Below are 16,387 nucleotides of genomic sequence, written 5' to 3'. Positions count from 1 at the left end.
TCTTATTCTTCAGAAGCGTTACCGGAAGCGGCACGGCGAGCCTGAAGCGTTGCATACTTGATGCCGCGCTGTGCTGCGATGTCCTTCGGGTGAACCTGGTGCTTCAGAGCGTCGAAGGTAGCGCGAACCATGTTGTATGGGTTCGAGGAACCGGTCGACTTAGCGACGACGTCGTGAACGCCGAGCGTTTCGAAAACAGCGCGCATCGGACCACCGGCGATGATACCGGTACCGACCTTGGCCGAACGAAGCAGAACCTTGCCGGCGCCGTGGCGGCCGTGAACGTCGTGATGCAGCGTACGGCCGTCACGCAGCGGTACGAAGATCAGTTCGCGCTTGGCAGCTTCAGTTGCCTTGCGGATTGCTTCCGGCACTTCACGTGCCTTGCCGTGACCGAAGCCAACGCGGCCCTTCTGGTCACCGACGACGACGAGGGCTGCGAAACCGAAACGACGGCCGCCCTTGACGACCTTGGCGACGCGGTTGATCGCGACCAGCTTGTCGACGAATTCGCTATCGCGCTCTTCGCGGTTCTGGCGATCGTCGCGCGAACCTTTTCTTTCCTGTGCCATTGTCCTTTTCCTTTTTCTTTTGCGGGTGGAACGGCAGACAACACGAGGACCGCATCAGCCTCCCCTATCGAGGAGCGTTTGCGGTCCGGTTAAAATCCGGCCGGAGTTTAGGGCTCCGGCCGGAAATTCATTAGAAGGTCAGACCGCCTTCGCGGGCTGCATCTGCCAGGGCCTTGATACGGCCGTGATAGATGAAGGCGCCACGGTCGAATACGACTTCCTTGACACCAGCCTTGGAGGCGCGCTCGGCGACGAGCTTGCCAACGGCGGCAGCTGCCGCGGTGTCAGCACCGGTCTTCAGAGAACCGCGCAGGTCCTTATCGAGCGTCGAGGCAGCCGCGAGGGTCTTGCCGGCAACATCGTCGATAACCTGAACGTAGATGTTCTTCGAGGAGCGATGAACCGACAGGCGCGGACGGCCATTGGCCACCGACTTGAGATGACGGCGCACGCGGTTGGCACGACGTGCAAGTGCTTCTTTCCTGCTAGCCATTTCGCGTGATCCTTACTTCTTCTTGCCTTCTTTGCGAACGATACGTTCGCCGGCATACTTGACGCCCTTGCCCTTGTAAGGCTCAGGACCGCGGTACTCGCGGATTTCAGCGGCAACCTGGCCGACCTGCTGCTTATTGATGCCAGTGACAACAATTTCAGTAGGCTTCGGCACAGCGATCGTGATGCCGACCGGCGGCTCATAAACCACGTCGTGGCTGAAACCGAGAGCGAGCTGCAGGTTCTTGCCCTGAAGCGACGCGCGGTAACCAACGCCGTTGATTTCGAGCTTGCGCTCGTAGCCGTCCTTAACACCCGTGAAGATGTTCTCGATCATCGTGCGGGACATGCCCCACTTCGAACGAGCATCCTTCGACTGCGTGAGCGGCGTCACGACAACCGCATTGTTTTCGAGCTTAACGCCGACTTCGTCGTTTGCGACGAAGAACAGCTCGCCCTTCGGGCCCTTTGCAGTAACCTTCTGGCCTTCGACCGTAGCCGTAATCCCAGCAGGAATCTGAACGGGCTTCTTACCGATACGAGACATTTTTATATCCTGTCTGTTCGCTATGGAGATCGATGCTCGGTATTAGAATACCGAGCAAAGAACCTCGCCACCAACGTTCTGTTCGCGAGCCTGGTGATCAGCCATCACACCCTTCGGAGTCGAAAGGATGGTGATGCCGAGACCGTTCGCGACCTGCGGAATGGACTTGACCGAGACATAAACCCGGCGGCCCGGCTTGGACACACGGCCGATCTCACGGATCACCGATGCGCCTTCGTAGTACTTCAACTCAATGTTGATTTCAGACTTGCCATTGCCGAAATCGACAAGAGCGTAGCCACGGATGTAGCCTTCAGCCTGGAGAACATCGAGAACACGTGCACGGAGCTTCGAAGCAGGCGTCGAGACCGACGACTTGCGGCGGGAAGCGCCGTTACGGATGCGGGTGAGCATATCGCCCAACGGATCAGTCATTGTCATCTAACCTGCTCCTTACCAGCTGGACTTGACGATGCCCGGCACCTTGCCGAGATTGCCGAGTTCACGCAGCGCGATACGCGACATGCGCAGTTTGCGGTAGTATGCGCGCGGACGGCCCGATACTTCACAACGGTTGCGAATACGGGTCTTCGATCCATCGCGCGGCAGGGATGCCAGCTTGATCGAGGCCTTGAACCGGTCTTCGATCGGAAGAGCCTGGTTCATGATGATCGCCTTCAACTCGGCGCGCTTAGCGGCCTGGTTGGCGACCGTAATACGGCGGCGCTTGTTCTTTTCAACTGCGCTGGTCTTCGCCATGTGTGGTTCCTTTTCTACGCTCGTCGTTACGGTTACTGACGGAACGGGAAGTTGAACTCTGTGAGCAGAGCCCGTGCTTCGTCGTCCTTGGTGGCCGTCGTGCAAACGATGATGTCCATGCCCCACATCTGATCAACCTTATCGTAGTTGATCTCAGGGAACACAATGTGCTCCTTGATGCCCATGGCGAAGTTGCCACGGCCGTCAAAGCTCTTCGGGTTCAGGCCGCGGAAGTCGCGAACGCGCGGAAGCGCGATGTTCACGAGACGGTCCAGGAACTCGTACATGCGAGCGCCGCGCAGGGTAACCTTTGCGCCGATCGGCATATCTTCGCGGACCTTGAAGCCAGCGATGGAGTTGCGTGCACGGGTGATGACCGGCTTCTGACCAGCAATAGCGGCCAGGTCAGCTGCGGCAACAGTCGGCTTCTTCGAATCAGCCGTTGCTTCACCAACACCCATGTTGATTACGATCTTGTCGAGCTTGGGGATCATCATCTCGTTGGCGTAGGAGAACTTCTCCTGCATCGCCGCGCGGATGCGCTCGACATATTCCTTCTTGAGCCGCGGCTCGTACTTTGCCTGAGCCATCAGATCACCTCACCGGAACGCTTGGCCACACGGACCTTCTTGCCGTCAACAACCTTGAAACCAACGCGGGTCGGCTTGCCGTCCTTGTCGATGATCGAGACGTTGGACAAGTGAACCGAGGCTTCCTTGCTGATGATGCCGGCTTCCTGGGTCTGCGTCTGGCGCTGGTGGCGCTTCACGACGTTGACGCCACGGACGACGGCGCGGTCTTCCTTGGGCAGAACTTGAAGGACTTCGCCAGTGCGGCCCTTGTCCTTGCCTGCGAGCATGACGACCGTGTCGCCCTTACGAATCTTTTGCATCGTTCGTGCTCCTTACAGAACTTCTGGAGCGAGCGAGATGATCTTCATGTGGTTCTTGGCGCGAAGTTCGCGCGGAACCGGTCCGAAGATACGGGTGCCGATCGGCTCTTTCTTGTTGTCGATGAGGACTGCTGCATTGGTGTCGAAGCGGATGATGGAACCATCTACGCGACGGATTTCCTTGGCGGTGCGAACGACAACCGCCTTCATCACGTCACCCTTCTTCACGCGGCCGCGCGGAATAGCTTCCTTGATCGAAACGACGATAACGTCGCCGATCGAGGCATACTTGCGCTTAGAACCGCCCAGCACCTTGATGCACATGACACGACGTGCGCCGGAATTATCCGCCACGTCGAGGTTTGTTTGCATCTGAATCATATCAGGTCGCCTTCTTGTGTTTACCGGAATGGTTGGGCTACGCCCCCTACCCCGGCATATGAAAATTGTCAGCCGGCCGCTTGCCACGAGAGCAGGCGAAAACACGGCAATAGCTTGACTAGCGCTGGATAGATCGTGCCAGGGTGGTTTCCCAAACGGGACCTTCCGTGCGCTCAAAGCAAAAGAACGCTCGACGAACGAGCGTTCTGACGCTGCTTCATACAGAAATTTCCGCGAGACGCAAGGCCTCGCGAGAAATTCTTACTTTGCCTGGCCGGAAATGACCGTCCAGCACTTGTCCTTAGAGATCGGCGCGCATTCCTCGATGGATACGGTATCGCCAATCTTGTACTGATTGTTTTCGTCGTGGGCCTTGTACTTCTTGGAACGACGAACGGTCTTCTGCATCAGCGGATGAGCGAAACGACGCTCAACGCGGACAACTACAGTCTTCTCGTTCTTGTCGCCAACGACGACGCCCTGCAGGATGCGCTTCGGCATATTCTTAGGCCTTTGCTTCTGCCGCCTTCTGGCGGGCAATGGTTTTCACGCGGGCGATGTCCTTGCGAACTTCGTTGACGCGGGAGGACTTTTCGAGCTGACCGGTGGCCTTCTGGAAGCGCAGGTTGAACTGCTCCTTCTTCAGGTCGGCGAGCTTGTCCTTGAGCTGATCGGCCGTCAGGCCGCGAACTTCTTCGGCTTTCATGTGCCTTGCTCCTTACTCTGCAATGCGCTGTACGAAGCGCGTCTTGACCGAGAGCTTGGCAGAGCCGAGGCGAAGCGCTTCGCGAGCGATTTCTTCGCTGACGCCGTCGATCTCGAACATCATGCGGCCTGGCTTGACCTTGCATGCCCAATATTCAACAGAGCCCTTACCCTTACCCATACGGACTTCGGTCGGCTTTGCGGTTACCGGAACATCCGGGAACACGCGGATCCATACACGGCCAGCACGCTTCATGTAGCGCGTGATCGCGCGGCGGGCCGCTTCGATCTCGCGTGCATTTACGCGGTTTGGCTCCTGAGCCTTAAGGCCGAATTCACCGAAGGCGAGGTCGGAACCACCCTTGGCGACGCCCTTGATGCGGCCCTTGAATTGCTTGCGGTACTTGGTACGCTTTGGCTGCAACATTTTCTTATTCTCCGAACTTATCTGCCACCAACGCTATTAAGCGTTGTCGCGGCGACGATCGCGGTCACGGCTAGCCGGACCCTGAGCATCACCCTCGAGTGCGCGGCGCTCGGAGGCCATCGGATCATGCTCAAGGATTTCGCCCTTGAAGATCCAAACCTTGATGCCGCAGATACCGAAAGCGGTTTCCGCTTCGGCTGTGCCGTAGTCGATGTCAGCGCGCAGCGTATGCAGCGGCACGCGACCTTCGCGGTACCATTCCGTACGAGCGATTTCAGCACCGCCGAGACGGCCCGCGCAGGTGATCTTGATGCCTTCGGCGCCAAGACGCATTGCGGACTGAACGGCGCGCTTCATGGCGCGACGGAAAGCAACACGACGCTCGAGCTGCTGAGCGATCGACTGAGCGACCAGTACAGCGTCGACTTCCGGCTTGCGAACTTCAACAATGTTGAGGTGCGTTTCGGAGTTCGTCATGTCCGACAGCTTCTTGCGGAGCTTGTCGATGTCTGCGCCCTTCTTGCCGATGATCAGGCCCGGACGAGCCGAGTGGATCGTGACGCGGCACTTCTTGTGCGGACGCTCGATAACCACCTTGGAGATACCAGCCTGCTTCAGTTCGTTCATGACGAACTTGCGCATCTTCAGGTCTTCGTGCAGCAGCTGACCGTATTCGGCATTGTCCGCGAACCAGCGGCTATCCCAGGTACGGTTGATGCCAAGACGGAAACCAATTGGATTGATTTTCTGACCCATTATGCGGCCTCCTCGGTGGCGGCTTCAACTTCGCGAACAACGATCGTGAGGTGCGCAAAGGGCTTTTCGATGCGCGATGCACGACCACGGCCACGAGCGTGGAAACGCTTCATGACGATCGACTTGCCAACGTAAGCTTCCGCTACGACCAGCGAGTCAACGTCGAGATCATGGTTGTTCTCGGCGTTTGCGATCGCAGATTCGAGCGTCTTCTTGACGGCGCCTGCGATGCGCTTGCGGGAGAATTCCAGCTCAGCGAGTGCGCGCTCGACCTTCTTGCCGCGGATAGCCGCAGCAACCAGGTTGAGCTTCTGTGGGCTGACGCGGAGCGTGCGGGCGACTGCTTGCGCCTCGTTGTCCTTCAGCCGGCGTTCGGCTTTTGCCTTGCCCATCGTTACTTCCTCTTTGCCTTCTTGTCCGCACCGTGACCGTAGTAGGTCCGGGTCGGAGAGAATTCACCGAATTTGTGACCGACCATGTCTTCATTGACGTTGACCGGAATATGCTTGCTGCCGTTGTAGACGCCGAAGGTGAGACCGACGAACTGGGGCAGGATCGTGGAGCGACGGCTCCAGATCTTGATTACTTCTGCACGTCCGCCTTCACGAACCTTCTCAGCCTTCTTGAGAAGATAGCCGTCAACGAACGGACCTTTCCATACTGAACGAGCCATTGGAGACTTCCTCTCTTACTTCTTACGCTGATGACGCGAGCGCATGATCATCTTGTCGGTCGACTTGTTCGACCGGGTGCGCTTGCCCTTGGTCGGCTTGCCCCATGGGCTAACCGGGTGACGACCACCGGAGGTGCGGCCTTCACCACCACCGTGCGGGTGGTCGACAGGGTTCATGACAACACCGCGGTTATGCGGACGCTTGCCGCGCCATACAGTACGACCGGCCTTGCCGTCGTTGATGTTGGCGTGGTCAGGGTTCGAAACCGCACCGATCGAAGCAAGGCAGGAGCCCGGCACGAGGCGCTGTTCGCCAGAGTTCAGACGAAGGATCGCGAGACCCGCATCGCGGCCTACGAGCTGTGCGTAGGAACCAGCGGAGCGAGCGATCTGACCGCCCTTGCCCGGCTTCATTTCCACGTTGTGGATGATGGAGCCAACCGGGATGTACTGCAGGGGCATGGTGTTGCCCGGCTTTACGTCCACAGCCTTTTCAGAGGCGATGACCTTGTCGCCGGCAGCAAGGCGCTGCGGAGCGATGATGTAGGCCTGTTCGCCATCGGCGTAGGAGATGAGCGCGATGAACGCCGTACGGTTCGGGTCGTATTCGATACGCTCGACCGTGCCTTCAACTTCGAACTTGCGACGCTTGAAGTCGATCAGACGATACGTACGCTTGTGACCGCCGCCGATGAAGCGAGCCGTGATGCGACCGAGGTTGTTACGACCGCCGCTCTTGGTCAGACCCTGCGTCAGCGCCTTGACCGGCTTGCCCTTGTAGAGCGAAGAGCGGTCGACGATGACCAGCTGACGCTGGCTCGGGGTCGTAGGATTGAATGTTTTCAATGCCATGTTTTTATTCCTCAGAGACCGGTGGAGACGTCGATCGTCTGGCCTTCAGCCAAAGTCACGATTGCCTTCTTCACGTCCTTCTGCTTGCCGACAAAACCGCGGAAACGACGGGTCTTGCCCTTGCGGAGCAGAGTGTTGACGGCCGTGACCTTGACGCCGAAGAGCGCCTCGACTGCAGCCTTGATTTCCGGCTTCGACGCCGTCTTAGCGACGTTGAAAACAACCTGGTTGTTTTCAGATACCAGAGTGGACTTTTCGGTGATCGACGGCGAGACGATCACATCATAGTGGCGAAGATCGGTCACTTGAAACGCTCCTCTAGAGCTTCAACGGCAGCCTTGGAAAGCACGAGCTTGCCACGGCGCACGATGTCATAAACGTTGATGCCCTGGATCGGCAGAACATCGATGTTCGGGATGTTCTTGGCTGCGAGCTTGAAGTTGCCATCAAGTTCGGCGCCGCCGATGAAGAGAGCGTTGGTCAGGCCGAGCGTTGCGAAGGTCGAAGCCAGAGCCTTGGTCTTTGCTTCAGCAGCAACCAGGTTGTCGATGATGATGACATCATCGGACTTCAGCTTTGCCGACAGAGCCAGACGCAGGCCGAGAGCGCGAACCTTCTTCGGAAGGTCGTGTTCGTGGCTGCGAGCAACCGGGCCGTGAGCCTTACCACCGCCGCGGAACTGCGGAGCACGAGCCGAATGGTGACGAGCGCGGCCCGTACCCTTCTGCTTGTACATCTTGGCGCCGGTGCGCCATACGTCGGCGCGGCCCTTTGCCTGGTGAGTGCCCTGCTGCTTCTTGGCAAGCTGCCAGCGGATTACGCGGGCGAGAATGTCTTCGCGGGGCTCGAGACCGAAAATCGCGTCAGAAAGAGAAACCTTCCCTGCGTCTTTTCCCTCGAGGGTCTTGACGTTGAATTCCATTGGTCTGGCTCCCTTACTTCGCGGCCGACTTGACGGCGTCGCGCACGATGATCCAGGCACCCTTGGAACCGGGTACTGCACCCTTGATCAGGATCAGACCACGATCTTCGTCGGTCGAAACCACTTCAAGGTTCTGAGTCGTTACGCGCGTCTGGCCCATGTGACCAGCCATCTTCTTGTTCTTGAAAACCTTGCCCGGGTCCTGGCGCGAGCCGGTCGAACCGTGCGAGCGGTGCGAAACCGACACACCGTGCGTGGCGCGCAGACCGCCGAAGCCGTGACGCTTCATGGCGCCGGCAAAGCCCTTACCAATCGTCGTGCCGGTGACATCGACGAGCTGACCGGTGGCGAAGTGGCCAGCCTTGAGCTCGGTGCCGACGTCAAGCAGGTTGTCTTCCGTTACACGGAATTCAGCGAGCTTGGCCTTCGGCTCGACGTTGGCAATAGCGAAATTGCCGCGCATCGCCTTGGACGTGTTCTTGACCTTCGCCGTGCCAGCACCAAGCTGAACTGCGGCGTAGCCGTTCTTTTCTACTGTGCGCTGGGCTACGACCTGGCAGCCTTCCATACGCAGTACTGTTACCGGAACATGTTCGCCGGCGTCGTTATAGACGCGGGTCATGCCGACCTTCTGTGCAATCACACCTGAACGCATCGGTTCAATCCTTCCAACTCAGCTCGAGCTAGGCTCAGAGCTTGATCTCAACATCGACACCAGCGGCGAGATCGAGCTTCATCAGCGCGTCTACCGTCTGCGGTGTCGGGTCAACGATGTCGAGGAGGCGCTTATGCGTGCGCATCTCGAACTGCTCGCGGCTCTTCTTGTCGATGTGTGGGGACCGGTTTACCGTAAACTTCTCGATGCGAGTCGGAAGCGGAACGGGGCCCCGGACGCTTGCGCCGGTGCGCTTCGCCGTCGACACGATCTCGCGCGTCGAAGCGTCGAGAATGCGGTGATCGAACGCCTTCAGGCGAATGCGGATATTTTGGCCGTTCATTCGACGTTATCCTTGTGTTTGTTACTTACGCGCCCTTGTTCAAGGCACGGGTTGTTTTCTTCCCTAAAGGCGGACCACCGGTTTCAAAGATCGAGAGGGACGTCGGAAACCGGCATCCCTATCCAGTCTTCAGGCCTTTCGGCCACCTTTATGTTAGCTTCAGTCTGCCGCTTCGAAACGACGAAGCAGCGCGCAAACAGCGCTTGCGCGCCATGTGCCGTATTTCTTTGTAATAAGCAAGCGGCTAAAGCCACTTGCTTCATAATAATGTCATCGAAGCGGCCGTCTCTTTCGAGACGGCCGATCTCAATGATTACTCGATGATCGAGGCAACGATGCCAGCGCCGACGGTACGGCCGCCTTCGCGGATAGCGAAGCGCAGCTTTTCTTCCATCGCGATCGGAACGATCAGCTCAACGGCAACCGTGACGTTGTCGCCAGGCATAACCATTTCCGTGCCTTCCGGCAGGGAGACGATGCCGGTCACGTCCGTCGTGCGGAAGTAGAACTGCGGACGGTAGTTCGTGAAGAACGGCGTATGACGACCGCCTTCTTCCTTCGTCAGGATGTAGGCTTCAGCCATGAACTTCTTGTGCGGCTTGACAGAGCCCGGCTTGCACAGGATCTGACCACGCTCAACGCCGTCACGGTTAACACCGCGAACCAGTGCGCCGATGTTGTCGCCAGCCTGGCCCTGATCGAGCAGCTTGCGGAACATTTCAACGCCGGTAACCGTCGTCTTCGAGGTRGCGCGGATGCCGACGATTTCGACTTCTTCACCAACCTTGACGATGCCGCGCTCGACGCGACCGGTCACAACCGTACCACGACCCGAGATCGAGAACACGTCTTCGATCGGCATCAGGAACGGCTGGTCGATCGGACGCTCAGGCGTCGGGATGTAGGCGTCGACAGCGGCCATCAGTTCGCGAACGGCGTCTTCGCCGATCTTCTTGTCCGAATCGTTGAGAGCGGCCAGAGCCGAACCCTTGACGACAGGAACGTCGTCGCCCGGGAAGTCGTAGGACGACAGAAGTTCGCGAACTTCCATCTCGACGAGCTCGAGCAGTTCCGCGTCGTCGACCTGGTCGACCTTGTTGAGGAACACGACCAGAGCCGGAACGCCAACCTGACGAGCGAGCAGGATGTGCTCGCGGGTCTGCGGCATCGGGCCGTCAGCAGCCGACCGCGTGCCTTTTCTTCCGGAGCAGCGTCGATCTGGTCGTACGCCTTGAACTCGCCGAAGTACTTGGTGATCGCTGCCGTCAGAGACGTCTTGCCGTGGTCAACGTGGCCGATCGTGCCGATGTTAACGTGCGGCTTGTTGCGCTCAAACTTACTCTTTGCCATTTGAATGCTTCCTGTGAACGAAATGGATGACCCCGGCGAACCGGTTTAGTGCCGCCGTTTAAGGCTTTCGGCGGAATTGCGCAAGACTTAATTGCGGACGCTATTCCGCACTGCCGCCGCATATGGGAACGAAGCATTCGATCGGCAATATAGAAGTGCGAACAAGCGTGCGCGTTTTCACCATAAACCGCCACAAGCGATTGATGCTGTGATATTACTTGCGTTGCCGGAGCCACGCCGGCGATCGCTTGAGGAGAGCACGGCATGGACCCAAAGCACATCGCGAAACGATCGGCCGGCAATTTTCTGATCTTTGCCGGCTGCGCATTCATATTGTGGATATTGGCGGCCGCGATAGACTGGATCGCGCAGGTCGTGCGGCTCTCGACGCCAGAGCGGCTACCGGCGCTGGCGGCCTCCATCGTCAGCTCGTCGACGCTGCAGGCGATCGTCGCCATATGGCTGCTTACGGCGGCCGTCGCCATCGCGTTTCCAAGGGTGCTCAGGCCGCTATCGACCACGACGACGCTGATGTTCGATGTCGGCTACGGCATCCTCGGCGCACTCACTGGGTTCGGCATTGCGATCGGGCTTTTCGGCGGCGGATGGTCGATCCTGTGGCGCGCACTCATCTATAGCGCCGTCATCGCCGTCGGTTATGTCGCCGTGCGCAAATGGCTGTCGCGTGACGAATTCACGATGGATGGGCGCACACGCTGGATGGCGGCCGGCATCATTGCGCTCGCCTCCCCCTTCGTGTTGCTGTGGGGCTGAGATCGGACGCGACGCGTCAGCGCGATAGGGAAACGCAAACAAGCGCTTGCGCGCTGTGGATAATGTCAGACTTCGATTTGAAAAATGGAGCGGGTAGCGGGAATCGAACCCGCGTATTCAGCTTGGAAGGCTGCTGCTCTACCATTGAGCTATACCCGCGGGGTTTGGTCCGATCCGAGGACGAATGGTGGAGAGAGTTGGATTTGAACCAACGTAGGCTGAGCCAACGGATTTACAGTCCGTCCCCTTTAACCACTCGGGCATCTCTCCAGTTTTTCGTCCGGATCGTTAGACCAAGTCTGCTAGACTTTCGAAGCGTTGCCGCCCCTCGGTCTGCGCCGCGTATATGACGGGCCGAGTTGCCTATGTCAACACGATGACGATGGAAAATATGCGAAAAATGTCATCGGCGATGGAAAGCCCCTGTGGACAAAGAAATCCTATGCGGAAAGAAATGCCACCGCTATAAAGCGGCATGAGCAAAGACAACAAAACCGGGGGCACGCCCTCCGACGAAAAATCCGCCAAGGATACGCACTACGCCAACCTGCGTCGTGCGCATCGCGACAACAAGCGCGAACGCGGCGAAATTCCACCCCCCGGCTTCCAGAAGCGCAAGCGTGGCGGCGATGACTGGAAGCCGCCGGCACTCGCTCCGGACCAGGTCCATCTCTATGGCCTGCACACGGTGCGTGCCGCGCTCGAGAATAAAGAGCGCAAGAAGATAAAGCTGTCGGTGACCCCGAACGCGCTGGCCCGCCTTGAGATCGATGTCGAGAAACTCGGCATATCGGTCGAGATGGTTTCGCCGCAGGATCTCGACAAGGTGCTTGGCCCAGACGCCATCCACCAGGGCGTGATGCTGGAAACGCGTCCCCTGCCCGTGCGCCGCCTAGAAGCGCTGAAGGACAGCCCGCTGATCCTGGTGCTCGATCAGGTGACCGATCCGCACAATGTCGGCGCCATCATGCGCTCGGCCGTCGCCTTCAATGCCGGTGCGCTGATCACGACGCAGCGCCACAGCCCGACCGAATCGGGCGTGCTCGCCAAATCCGCCTCCGGCGCGCTGGAACTCATCCCTTATATCCAGATCACCAATCTCGCTGACGCGCTCGGCGAACTGCACAAGCTCGGCTTCGTCACCATCGGCCTTGATTCGGAAGGCCCGGCTCCGCTGGAGGGTACCTTTTCCGGCGACAAGGTCGCACTGGTCCTCGGCGCCGAGGGCAAGGGATTGCGCCAGAAGACGCGCGAGACGGTGAATGCGCTGGCGCGGCTCGATATGCCCGGCGAGATCAAGTCGCTCAACGTGTCCAACGCAGCGGCGATCGCGCTCTACGCGGCGCGCATTCATCTGAAGGGCTGACAGGCTCACGGACAAGCCACCATGCCGAAAGATGCCGCTGCTGATGCTCGACCGCCTCGGTTTTGACGTCAGCAGCGGTTATCATCCAGCAATGCTCCGACCAACAAGGAGAAGCATCCGACATGGCAGTTCGTCCCCTCATCATCGGCATTCTCTTCATCGGCATCCTTGTCGCCATCATTCTCAGCATCGGCTGGATCGACAAGACCCAACCCGTGCACCAGCCCGATCCTCTCGCCCCGGTCGCTCCAGGCACCAATCCCACCACGACAGCACCGCCGCCTGCGCAATAGCCGCGACACCCGTTCCGGAACCCAATTGCCTTATTTGCGTTTCTTCCTCGTTCAAAAGGAGAAATCGCGTGCGAATAATGATCGCTGTCATCGCTCTCATGGTTGTTTCGGTTCTCAGCATCGCTGCCATGCCGTCTTCCGGCGATGGCATGGGCGAGAATGGCGGCCACCTGCAATCGACCGTTCGGCAGACAACGCCGAACTAGCCACAGCAAACTATCGCCCGATTACGGCCTGTTGAAATCACTGAGTGAAATCAAATCGTGGCCGATTTTTCTTTACAGAGCAGCAAAATCTGCTAATTGGCGGGCGTTGCCCTTGTAGCTCAGTTGGTAGAGCACCTGATTTGTAATCAGGGGGTCGCGGGTTCGAACCCTGCCGGGGGCACCACAATTCTTCGAAGGAATCGATTGTTGCCACACCGACGGGCCTCGGTAAACGAGATGCTCGCGTTGCAACATTTGGTTCCTATTGCCCTTGGTTTCCCAGGGTTCCCCTGCATTCACGGCTGATCCGTGCAACATGCCAAGAGGTTATTGAAATGGCTGAACTCACCCCGGCGCAGATCGCGGGACTTAAACTCGCCCGTGACGGCGATCTCTATCCGCAAGCGGCCGGCAAGTGGACGCATGAGAACGCAACCGTGACCTATGCGAAAACGGACCGCTGGAAAGAGCGCCCGCAGAAGATCAAGACGGTCACCGCGAAGACGCTTGTGGATCTGTGCGAGCACGGTTTCCTGGAGCGCCGCAACCTCACCGACGATGGCACCACCGATACCTATGGCATCACCATGGGCGGGAAGATCTGGCTGCTTCAGAACAAGTAAGGCGCTGTCGCTGACCCGATGGGCCACAGACACGGGCCGACCGCGATCCGTTCGAAGCCGATCACAAACAGGGGGCGCCATGAAACTGGCGCCCTTCTGCCCTCTCCTCACCTATGCAGAGAGTAGTCTCGGCGAACAGCTGCGACCTTAAAATGCCTTGTCGTGCCAGCCCATTATCATTTAGCTAGGCGGACTTTATCAAAGGGCATTGCATGAGCGTATCCTTTCAAACCCTCTGTTTTCTGGCTTCCCCTACCGCCGAGGCGCTGGCGGCGCGCGATGAACTGATTCGCGTTTACGGGGATGTGCCCGCAAAGGATGCCGATGTGATCGTGGCACTCGGCGGCGACGGCTTCATGCTGCAGACGCTGCACAGCACGATGAACTCCGGCAGGCTCGTCTATGGAATGAACCGGGGTTCCGTCGGCTTTCTGATGAACGAGTACCGCACCGACGCGTTGCGGGAGCGGATCAATGCCGCCGTCGAGAACACGTTTCGTCCGCTGAGGATGACGACCACGAATGCGGATGGTACGAGCGATACCGCGCTTGCGATCAACGAGGTCTCGCTCTTTCGCCAATCCTACCAAGCCGCCAAGCTCAGGGTCGAAGTGGATGGCGTCGTTCGGCTTGAGGAGCTGATCTGCGACGGGCTGATGGTGGCGACGCCGGCCGGGTCGACGGCCTACAATCTCTCCGCGCATGGTCCGATCCTGCCGCTCGACGCGCCGCTTTTGGCCATGACGCCGGTGAGCGCGTTCCGTCCCCGCCGCTGGCGCGGGGCACTGTTGCCGAACAAGGTGACGGTGGACATTCATATTCTCGAATCGGAAAAGCGGCCGGTGAACGCGGTTGCCGATAATTCGGAAGTGAAGTCGGTGCTCCATGTGCGGATCGCGCAATCCGAGCACATGACGGCGCGCATCCTCTCCGACCCCGACCGTTCCTGGTCCGACCGTATTCTATCCGAGCAATTCGAGGATTGAGGCGATGAAGCGTTTCGGACTGACAGCCTGCGCGCTGCTGATCGCCGCAATTCCGCTTGCTGCCCAGGCGACGGATGCCACCGATCCCATATTGCCCGCGAGCATCACATTCGCGACGAGCACGGGCTACTGGGCGGACGACGGCAATGCGCCGGCGGTGACCCGTCCGCCAGCCGCAAGCACGCCGAATGCTCCGGCCGCAGCGACGGCCGTACCCGCCGCGCCCAGCCAACCTCGCCATGGCTATTACAAGCTGTTTGCGGTTCGCCAGGCCGATCGCACCGCCAAGGTTTATCTGCAGCAGATCGCGCAGACCGAGACCGGGCCCGAAATCGTCTCGACGGTCGAGGTTCAGGAACTGAACGACCTCAATCCCTATGTGACGGATATCCGTCCCGAGAACTCGACCGGCCGACTGAACGAGCCAGGGCTTTTCGCGATGGTCTATCTGAAGACCGATCCGGATGGCGACGCAAATAGCTGGACCGTCATCATCGATGAGTTCGGGGATATCAGCGTCGAGAAGTCAGGGCATTAAAGTCCGTCGCGCTTCGAAAGACGCACAGCCAGAATCAAAAAAGGCCCCGGATGGGGCCTTTTCGATATCGATCTCACCAAGATCGATCAGTCGACGTCGTCGACCACGGCATCCGCCTTGCCGCTGATGCGGTGGGCGAGCGCTGCTTCCATGAACTCGTCGAGTTCCCCATCCAGCACGTCGTCGGGCGCGGTACTGGTAACGCCGGTGCGCAGGTCCTTGACCATCTGGTAAGGCTGCAGGACGTAGGAGCGGATCTGGTGGCCCCAGCCGATGTCGGACTTGGAGGCCGCTTCCGCGTTGGCCGCGTCTTCGCGCTTCTTCAGTTCCGCTTCGTAGAGACGTGCGCGAAGCATGTCCCAGGCCTTGGCGCGGTTCTTGTGCTGCGAGCGTTCCTGCTGGCACTGCACCACGATGCCCGAGGGCATATGAGTGATGCGGACAGCGGAGTCGGTCGTGTTGACGTGCTGACCACCGGCGCCGGACGAGCGGTAGGTGTCGATGCGGCAATCGCTTTCGTTGATGTCGATCTGGATCGAGTCGTCGACGACGGGGTAGACCCAGATGGACGAGAACGAGGTGTGGCGACGCGCGTTGCTGTCGTAGGGCGAGATGCGGACCAGGCGGTGAACGCCCGATTCGGTCTTCAGCCAGCCATAGGCATTGTGGCCCTTGACGAGCAACGTCGCGGACTTGATGCCGGCTTCTTCGCCGTCATGCACTTCGAGCAACTCGACCTTGAACTTCGAGCGTTCGGCCCAGCGGGTATACATGCGCAAAAGCATGTTCGCCCAGTCCTGGCTTTCCGTGCCGCCGGCGCCGGAATGAACTTCGAGATAGGTGTCGTTGCTGTCGGCTTCGCCAGACAACATCGCTTCGACCTGCTGGCGCGCGGCTTCGGCCTTGAGTGCCTTTAGCGCGTCTTCGGCTTCCTTGACGATGGCCTCGTCGCCCTCGTCCTCGCCCATCTCGATGAGCTCGATATTGTCTTTGATCTGCTGTTCGAAACGGCGTACGCCGCTGATGCCGTCATCGAGCTGCTGGCGCTCGCGCATCAGCTTCTGTGCTTCGGTGGCATCGTTCCAGAGATTCGGGTCCTCTGCCTTGTTGTTCAACCAGTCCAGTCGTCTTATCGCCTGGTCCCAGTCAAAGATGCCTCCTCAGCAGGGTGATAGCCTGCTTGGTTTCATCGACTACGTTCTGGATTTCCGCTCGCATTGTCCCGCTTCTTTTGCGTTGTCTTCAAAAGTCGTCCGTCAAATAGTTGTGGCGGCC

Annotated in this window: 27 protein-coding genes, 3 tRNA genes and 1 pseudogene; 8 read left to right on the top strand and 23 right to left on the bottom strand. The window is 59.0% G+C overall.

The window, feature by feature from the left end:
- Positions 1 to 2: 2 nt before the first annotated feature.
- From rpsE to AC1DOG_RS10980, 20 genes and pseudogenes are all read right to left on the bottom strand, one after another.
- A complete protein-coding gene (rpsE, locus tag AC1DOG_RS11075; protein WP_018900261.1) occupies positions 3 to 572 on the bottom strand; it encodes a 30S ribosomal protein S5 in 570 nt (189 codons plus the stop codon).
- A 130-nt stretch (positions 573 to 702) separates the two neighbouring features.
- On the bottom strand, positions 703 to 1,065 hold the full coding sequence (gene rplR / locus AC1DOG_RS11070) for a 50S ribosomal protein L18 (RefSeq protein WP_018900262.1): 363 nt from the start codon (positions 1,063 to 1,065) through the stop codon (positions 703 to 705).
- A gap of 12 nt (positions 1,066 to 1,077) precedes the next feature.
- Positions 1,078 to 1,611 (bottom strand): 50S ribosomal protein L6, encoded by a 534-nt coding sequence (gene rplF, locus AC1DOG_RS11065; protein WP_018900263.1) that lies wholly within the window; start codon positions 1,609 to 1,611, stop codon positions 1,078 to 1,080.
- A 42-nt stretch (positions 1,612 to 1,653) separates the two neighbouring features.
- Entirely contained in the window at positions 1,654 to 2,052 is a 399-nt protein-coding gene (gene rpsH / locus AC1DOG_RS11060; protein WP_018900264.1) for a 30S ribosomal protein S8, read from the bottom strand.
- 12 nt (positions 2,053 to 2,064) lie between these two features.
- Positions 2,065 to 2,370, bottom strand: coding sequence for a 30S ribosomal protein S14 (gene rpsN / locus AC1DOG_RS11055; protein WP_018900265.1), 306 nt, complete (start codon positions 2,368 to 2,370; stop codon positions 2,065 to 2,067).
- Between the two features lie 32 nt (positions 2,371 to 2,402).
- Positions 2,403 to 2,960 (bottom strand): 50S ribosomal protein L5, encoded by a 558-nt coding sequence (gene rplE / locus AC1DOG_RS11050; protein ID WP_018900266.1) that lies wholly within the window; start codon positions 2,958 to 2,960, stop codon positions 2,403 to 2,405.
- Positions 2,960 to 3,262 (bottom strand): 50S ribosomal protein L24, encoded by a 303-nt coding sequence (gene rplX, locus AC1DOG_RS11045; protein WP_018900267.1) that lies wholly within the window; start codon positions 3,260 to 3,262, stop codon positions 2,960 to 2,962. Before rplX ends, rplE begins: the two co-directional genes overlap by 1 nt.
- A gap of 12 nt (positions 3,263 to 3,274) precedes the next feature.
- On the bottom strand, positions 3,275 to 3,643 hold the full coding sequence (gene rplN / locus AC1DOG_RS11040) for a 50S ribosomal protein L14 (RefSeq protein WP_018900268.1): 369 nt from the start codon (positions 3,641 to 3,643) through the stop codon (positions 3,275 to 3,277).
- Positions 3,644 to 3,904: 261 nt separating this feature from the next.
- The gene (gene rpsQ / locus AC1DOG_RS11035) at positions 3,905 to 4,144 is read right to left on the bottom strand and encodes a 30S ribosomal protein S17 (RefSeq protein ID WP_018900269.1); all 240 of its coding nucleotides are present in this window, start codon (positions 4,142 to 4,144) and stop codon (positions 3,905 to 3,907) included.
- Between the two features lie 4 nt (positions 4,145 to 4,148).
- Positions 4,149 to 4,349, bottom strand: coding sequence for a 50S ribosomal protein L29 (gene rpmC, locus AC1DOG_RS11030; RefSeq protein ID WP_016553554.1), 201 nt, complete (start codon positions 4,347 to 4,349; stop codon positions 4,149 to 4,151).
- Positions 4,350 to 4,361: 12 nt separating this feature from the next.
- A complete protein-coding gene (gene rplP / locus AC1DOG_RS11025) occupies positions 4,362 to 4,775 on the bottom strand; it encodes a 50S ribosomal protein L16 (RefSeq protein WP_003573792.1) in 414 nt (137 codons plus the stop codon).
- Positions 4,776 to 4,811: 36 nt separating this feature from the next.
- Positions 4,812 to 5,531 carry a 30S ribosomal protein S3 gene (gene rpsC / locus AC1DOG_RS11020; protein ID WP_113010801.1) on the bottom strand — a complete coding sequence of 240 codons (720 nt, stop codon included), beginning with the start codon at positions 5,529 to 5,531 and terminating at the stop codon, positions 4,812 to 4,814.
- Complete coding sequence (gene rplV, locus AC1DOG_RS11015; protein ID WP_018900271.1) at positions 5,531 to 5,923, bottom strand: 50S ribosomal protein L22; 393 nt, start codon at positions 5,921 to 5,923, stop codon at positions 5,531 to 5,533. The genes rpsC and rplV overlap by 1 nt, the downstream gene beginning before the upstream one ends.
- A 2-nt stretch (positions 5,924 to 5,925) precedes the next feature.
- The gene (gene rpsS / locus AC1DOG_RS11010; protein ID WP_018900272.1) at positions 5,926 to 6,204 is read right to left on the bottom strand and encodes a 30S ribosomal protein S19; all 279 of its coding nucleotides are present in this window, start codon (positions 6,202 to 6,204) and stop codon (positions 5,926 to 5,928) included.
- 15 nt (positions 6,205 to 6,219) lie between these two features.
- On the bottom strand, positions 6,220 to 7,056 hold the full coding sequence (gene rplB / locus AC1DOG_RS11005) for a 50S ribosomal protein L2 (RefSeq protein ID WP_477927978.1): 837 nt from the start codon (positions 7,054 to 7,056) through the stop codon (positions 6,220 to 6,222).
- Between the two features lie 11 nt (positions 7,057 to 7,067).
- Positions 7,068 to 7,361, bottom strand: coding sequence for a 50S ribosomal protein L23 (locus AC1DOG_RS11000; protein WP_018900274.1), 294 nt, complete (start codon positions 7,359 to 7,361; stop codon positions 7,068 to 7,070).
- The gene (rplD, locus tag AC1DOG_RS10995; protein WP_018900275.1) at positions 7,358 to 7,978 is read right to left on the bottom strand and encodes a 50S ribosomal protein L4; all 621 of its coding nucleotides are present in this window, start codon (positions 7,976 to 7,978) and stop codon (positions 7,358 to 7,360) included. Before rplD ends, AC1DOG_RS11000 begins: the two co-directional genes overlap by 4 nt.
- A 13-nt stretch (positions 7,979 to 7,991) precedes the next feature.
- Positions 7,992 to 8,633, bottom strand: a complete 642-nt coding sequence (gene rplC, locus AC1DOG_RS10990) for a 50S ribosomal protein L3 (RefSeq protein ID WP_112941573.1) — start codon at positions 8,631 to 8,633, stop codon at positions 7,992 to 7,994.
- Positions 8,634 to 8,667: 34 nt separating this feature from the next.
- Positions 8,668 to 8,976, bottom strand: a complete 309-nt coding sequence (gene rpsJ, locus AC1DOG_RS10985) for a 30S ribosomal protein S10 (protein ID WP_003547547.1) — start codon at positions 8,974 to 8,976, stop codon at positions 8,668 to 8,670.
- A gap of 313 nt (positions 8,977 to 9,289) precedes the next feature.
- Positions 9,290 to 10,326, bottom strand: a pseudogene (locus tag AC1DOG_RS10980) (elongation factor Tu).
- A gap of 264 nt (positions 10,327 to 10,590) precedes the next feature.
- Between AC1DOG_RS10980 and AC1DOG_RS10975 the strand changes: the two are divergent.
- Positions 10,591 to 11,100 (top strand): hypothetical protein, encoded by a 510-nt coding sequence (locus AC1DOG_RS10975; protein ID WP_477927975.1) that lies wholly within the window; start codon positions 10,591 to 10,593, stop codon positions 11,098 to 11,100.
- Positions 11,101 to 11,185: 85 nt separating this feature from the next.
- Here the strand turns inward: AC1DOG_RS10975 and AC1DOG_RS10970 are convergent.
- Positions 11,186 to 11,259, bottom strand: a tRNA-Gly gene (locus AC1DOG_RS10970).
- Positions 11,260 to 11,285: 26 nt separating this feature from the next.
- Positions 11,286 to 11,370 (bottom strand) — tRNA-Tyr (locus tag AC1DOG_RS10965).
- A 205-nt stretch (positions 11,371 to 11,575) separates the two neighbouring features.
- Between AC1DOG_RS10965 and rlmB the strand changes: the two genes are divergently transcribed.
- The 7 genes from rlmB (at position 11,576) to AC1DOG_RS10930 (ending at position 15,112) form a co-directional block, all read left to right on the top strand.
- Positions 11,576 to 12,466 carry a 23S rRNA (guanosine(2251)-2'-O)-methyltransferase RlmB gene (gene rlmB / locus AC1DOG_RS10960; RefSeq protein ID WP_477927973.1) on the top strand — a complete coding sequence of 297 codons (891 nt, stop codon included), beginning with the start codon at positions 11,576 to 11,578 and terminating at the stop codon, positions 12,464 to 12,466.
- Between the two features lie 122 nt (positions 12,467 to 12,588).
- Complete coding sequence (locus AC1DOG_RS10955) at positions 12,589 to 12,759, top strand: hypothetical protein (RefSeq protein WP_477927971.1); 171 nt, start codon at positions 12,589 to 12,591, stop codon at positions 12,757 to 12,759.
- A gap of 68 nt (positions 12,760 to 12,827) precedes the next feature.
- The gene (locus AC1DOG_RS10950; RefSeq protein WP_181459189.1) at positions 12,828 to 12,965 is read left to right on the top strand and encodes a hypothetical protein; all 138 of its coding nucleotides are present in this window, start codon (positions 12,828 to 12,830) and stop codon (positions 12,963 to 12,965) included.
- Positions 12,966 to 13,073: 108 nt separating this feature from the next.
- Positions 13,074 to 13,149: transfer RNA gene (locus AC1DOG_RS10945), tRNA-Thr, on the top strand.
- Positions 13,150 to 13,300: 151 nt separating this feature from the next.
- Complete coding sequence (locus AC1DOG_RS10940) at positions 13,301 to 13,588, top strand: hypothetical protein (RefSeq protein ID WP_018898656.1); 288 nt, start codon at positions 13,301 to 13,303, stop codon at positions 13,586 to 13,588.
- A 212-nt stretch (positions 13,589 to 13,800) separates the two neighbouring features.
- Entirely contained in the window at positions 13,801 to 14,574 is a 774-nt protein-coding gene (locus tag AC1DOG_RS10935; RefSeq protein WP_018898657.1) for an NAD kinase, read from the top strand.
- Positions 14,575 to 14,578: 4 nt separating this feature from the next.
- Positions 14,579 to 15,112, top strand: a complete 534-nt coding sequence (locus tag AC1DOG_RS10930; protein ID WP_477927968.1) for a hypothetical protein — start codon at positions 14,579 to 14,581, stop codon at positions 15,110 to 15,112.
- Between the two features lie 86 nt (positions 15,113 to 15,198).
- Here AC1DOG_RS10930 and prfB read toward each other — a convergent pair.
- A protein-coding gene (prfB, locus tag AC1DOG_RS10925; protein WP_111561177.1) for a peptide chain release factor 2 occupies positions 15,199 to 16,330 on the bottom strand; the annotation gives its coding sequence in 2 pieces (ribosomal slippage) (positions 15,199 to 16,260 and positions 16,262 to 16,330; 1,131 coding nt in all).
- Positions 16,331 to 16,387: the final 57 nt, after the last annotated feature.

This window comes from Rhizobium sp. 01N48, from assembly GCF_056399145.1.
The sequence above is the reverse complement of the archived record's forward strand: the minus strand, read 5'-3'. Positions and strand labels throughout refer to the sequence as shown.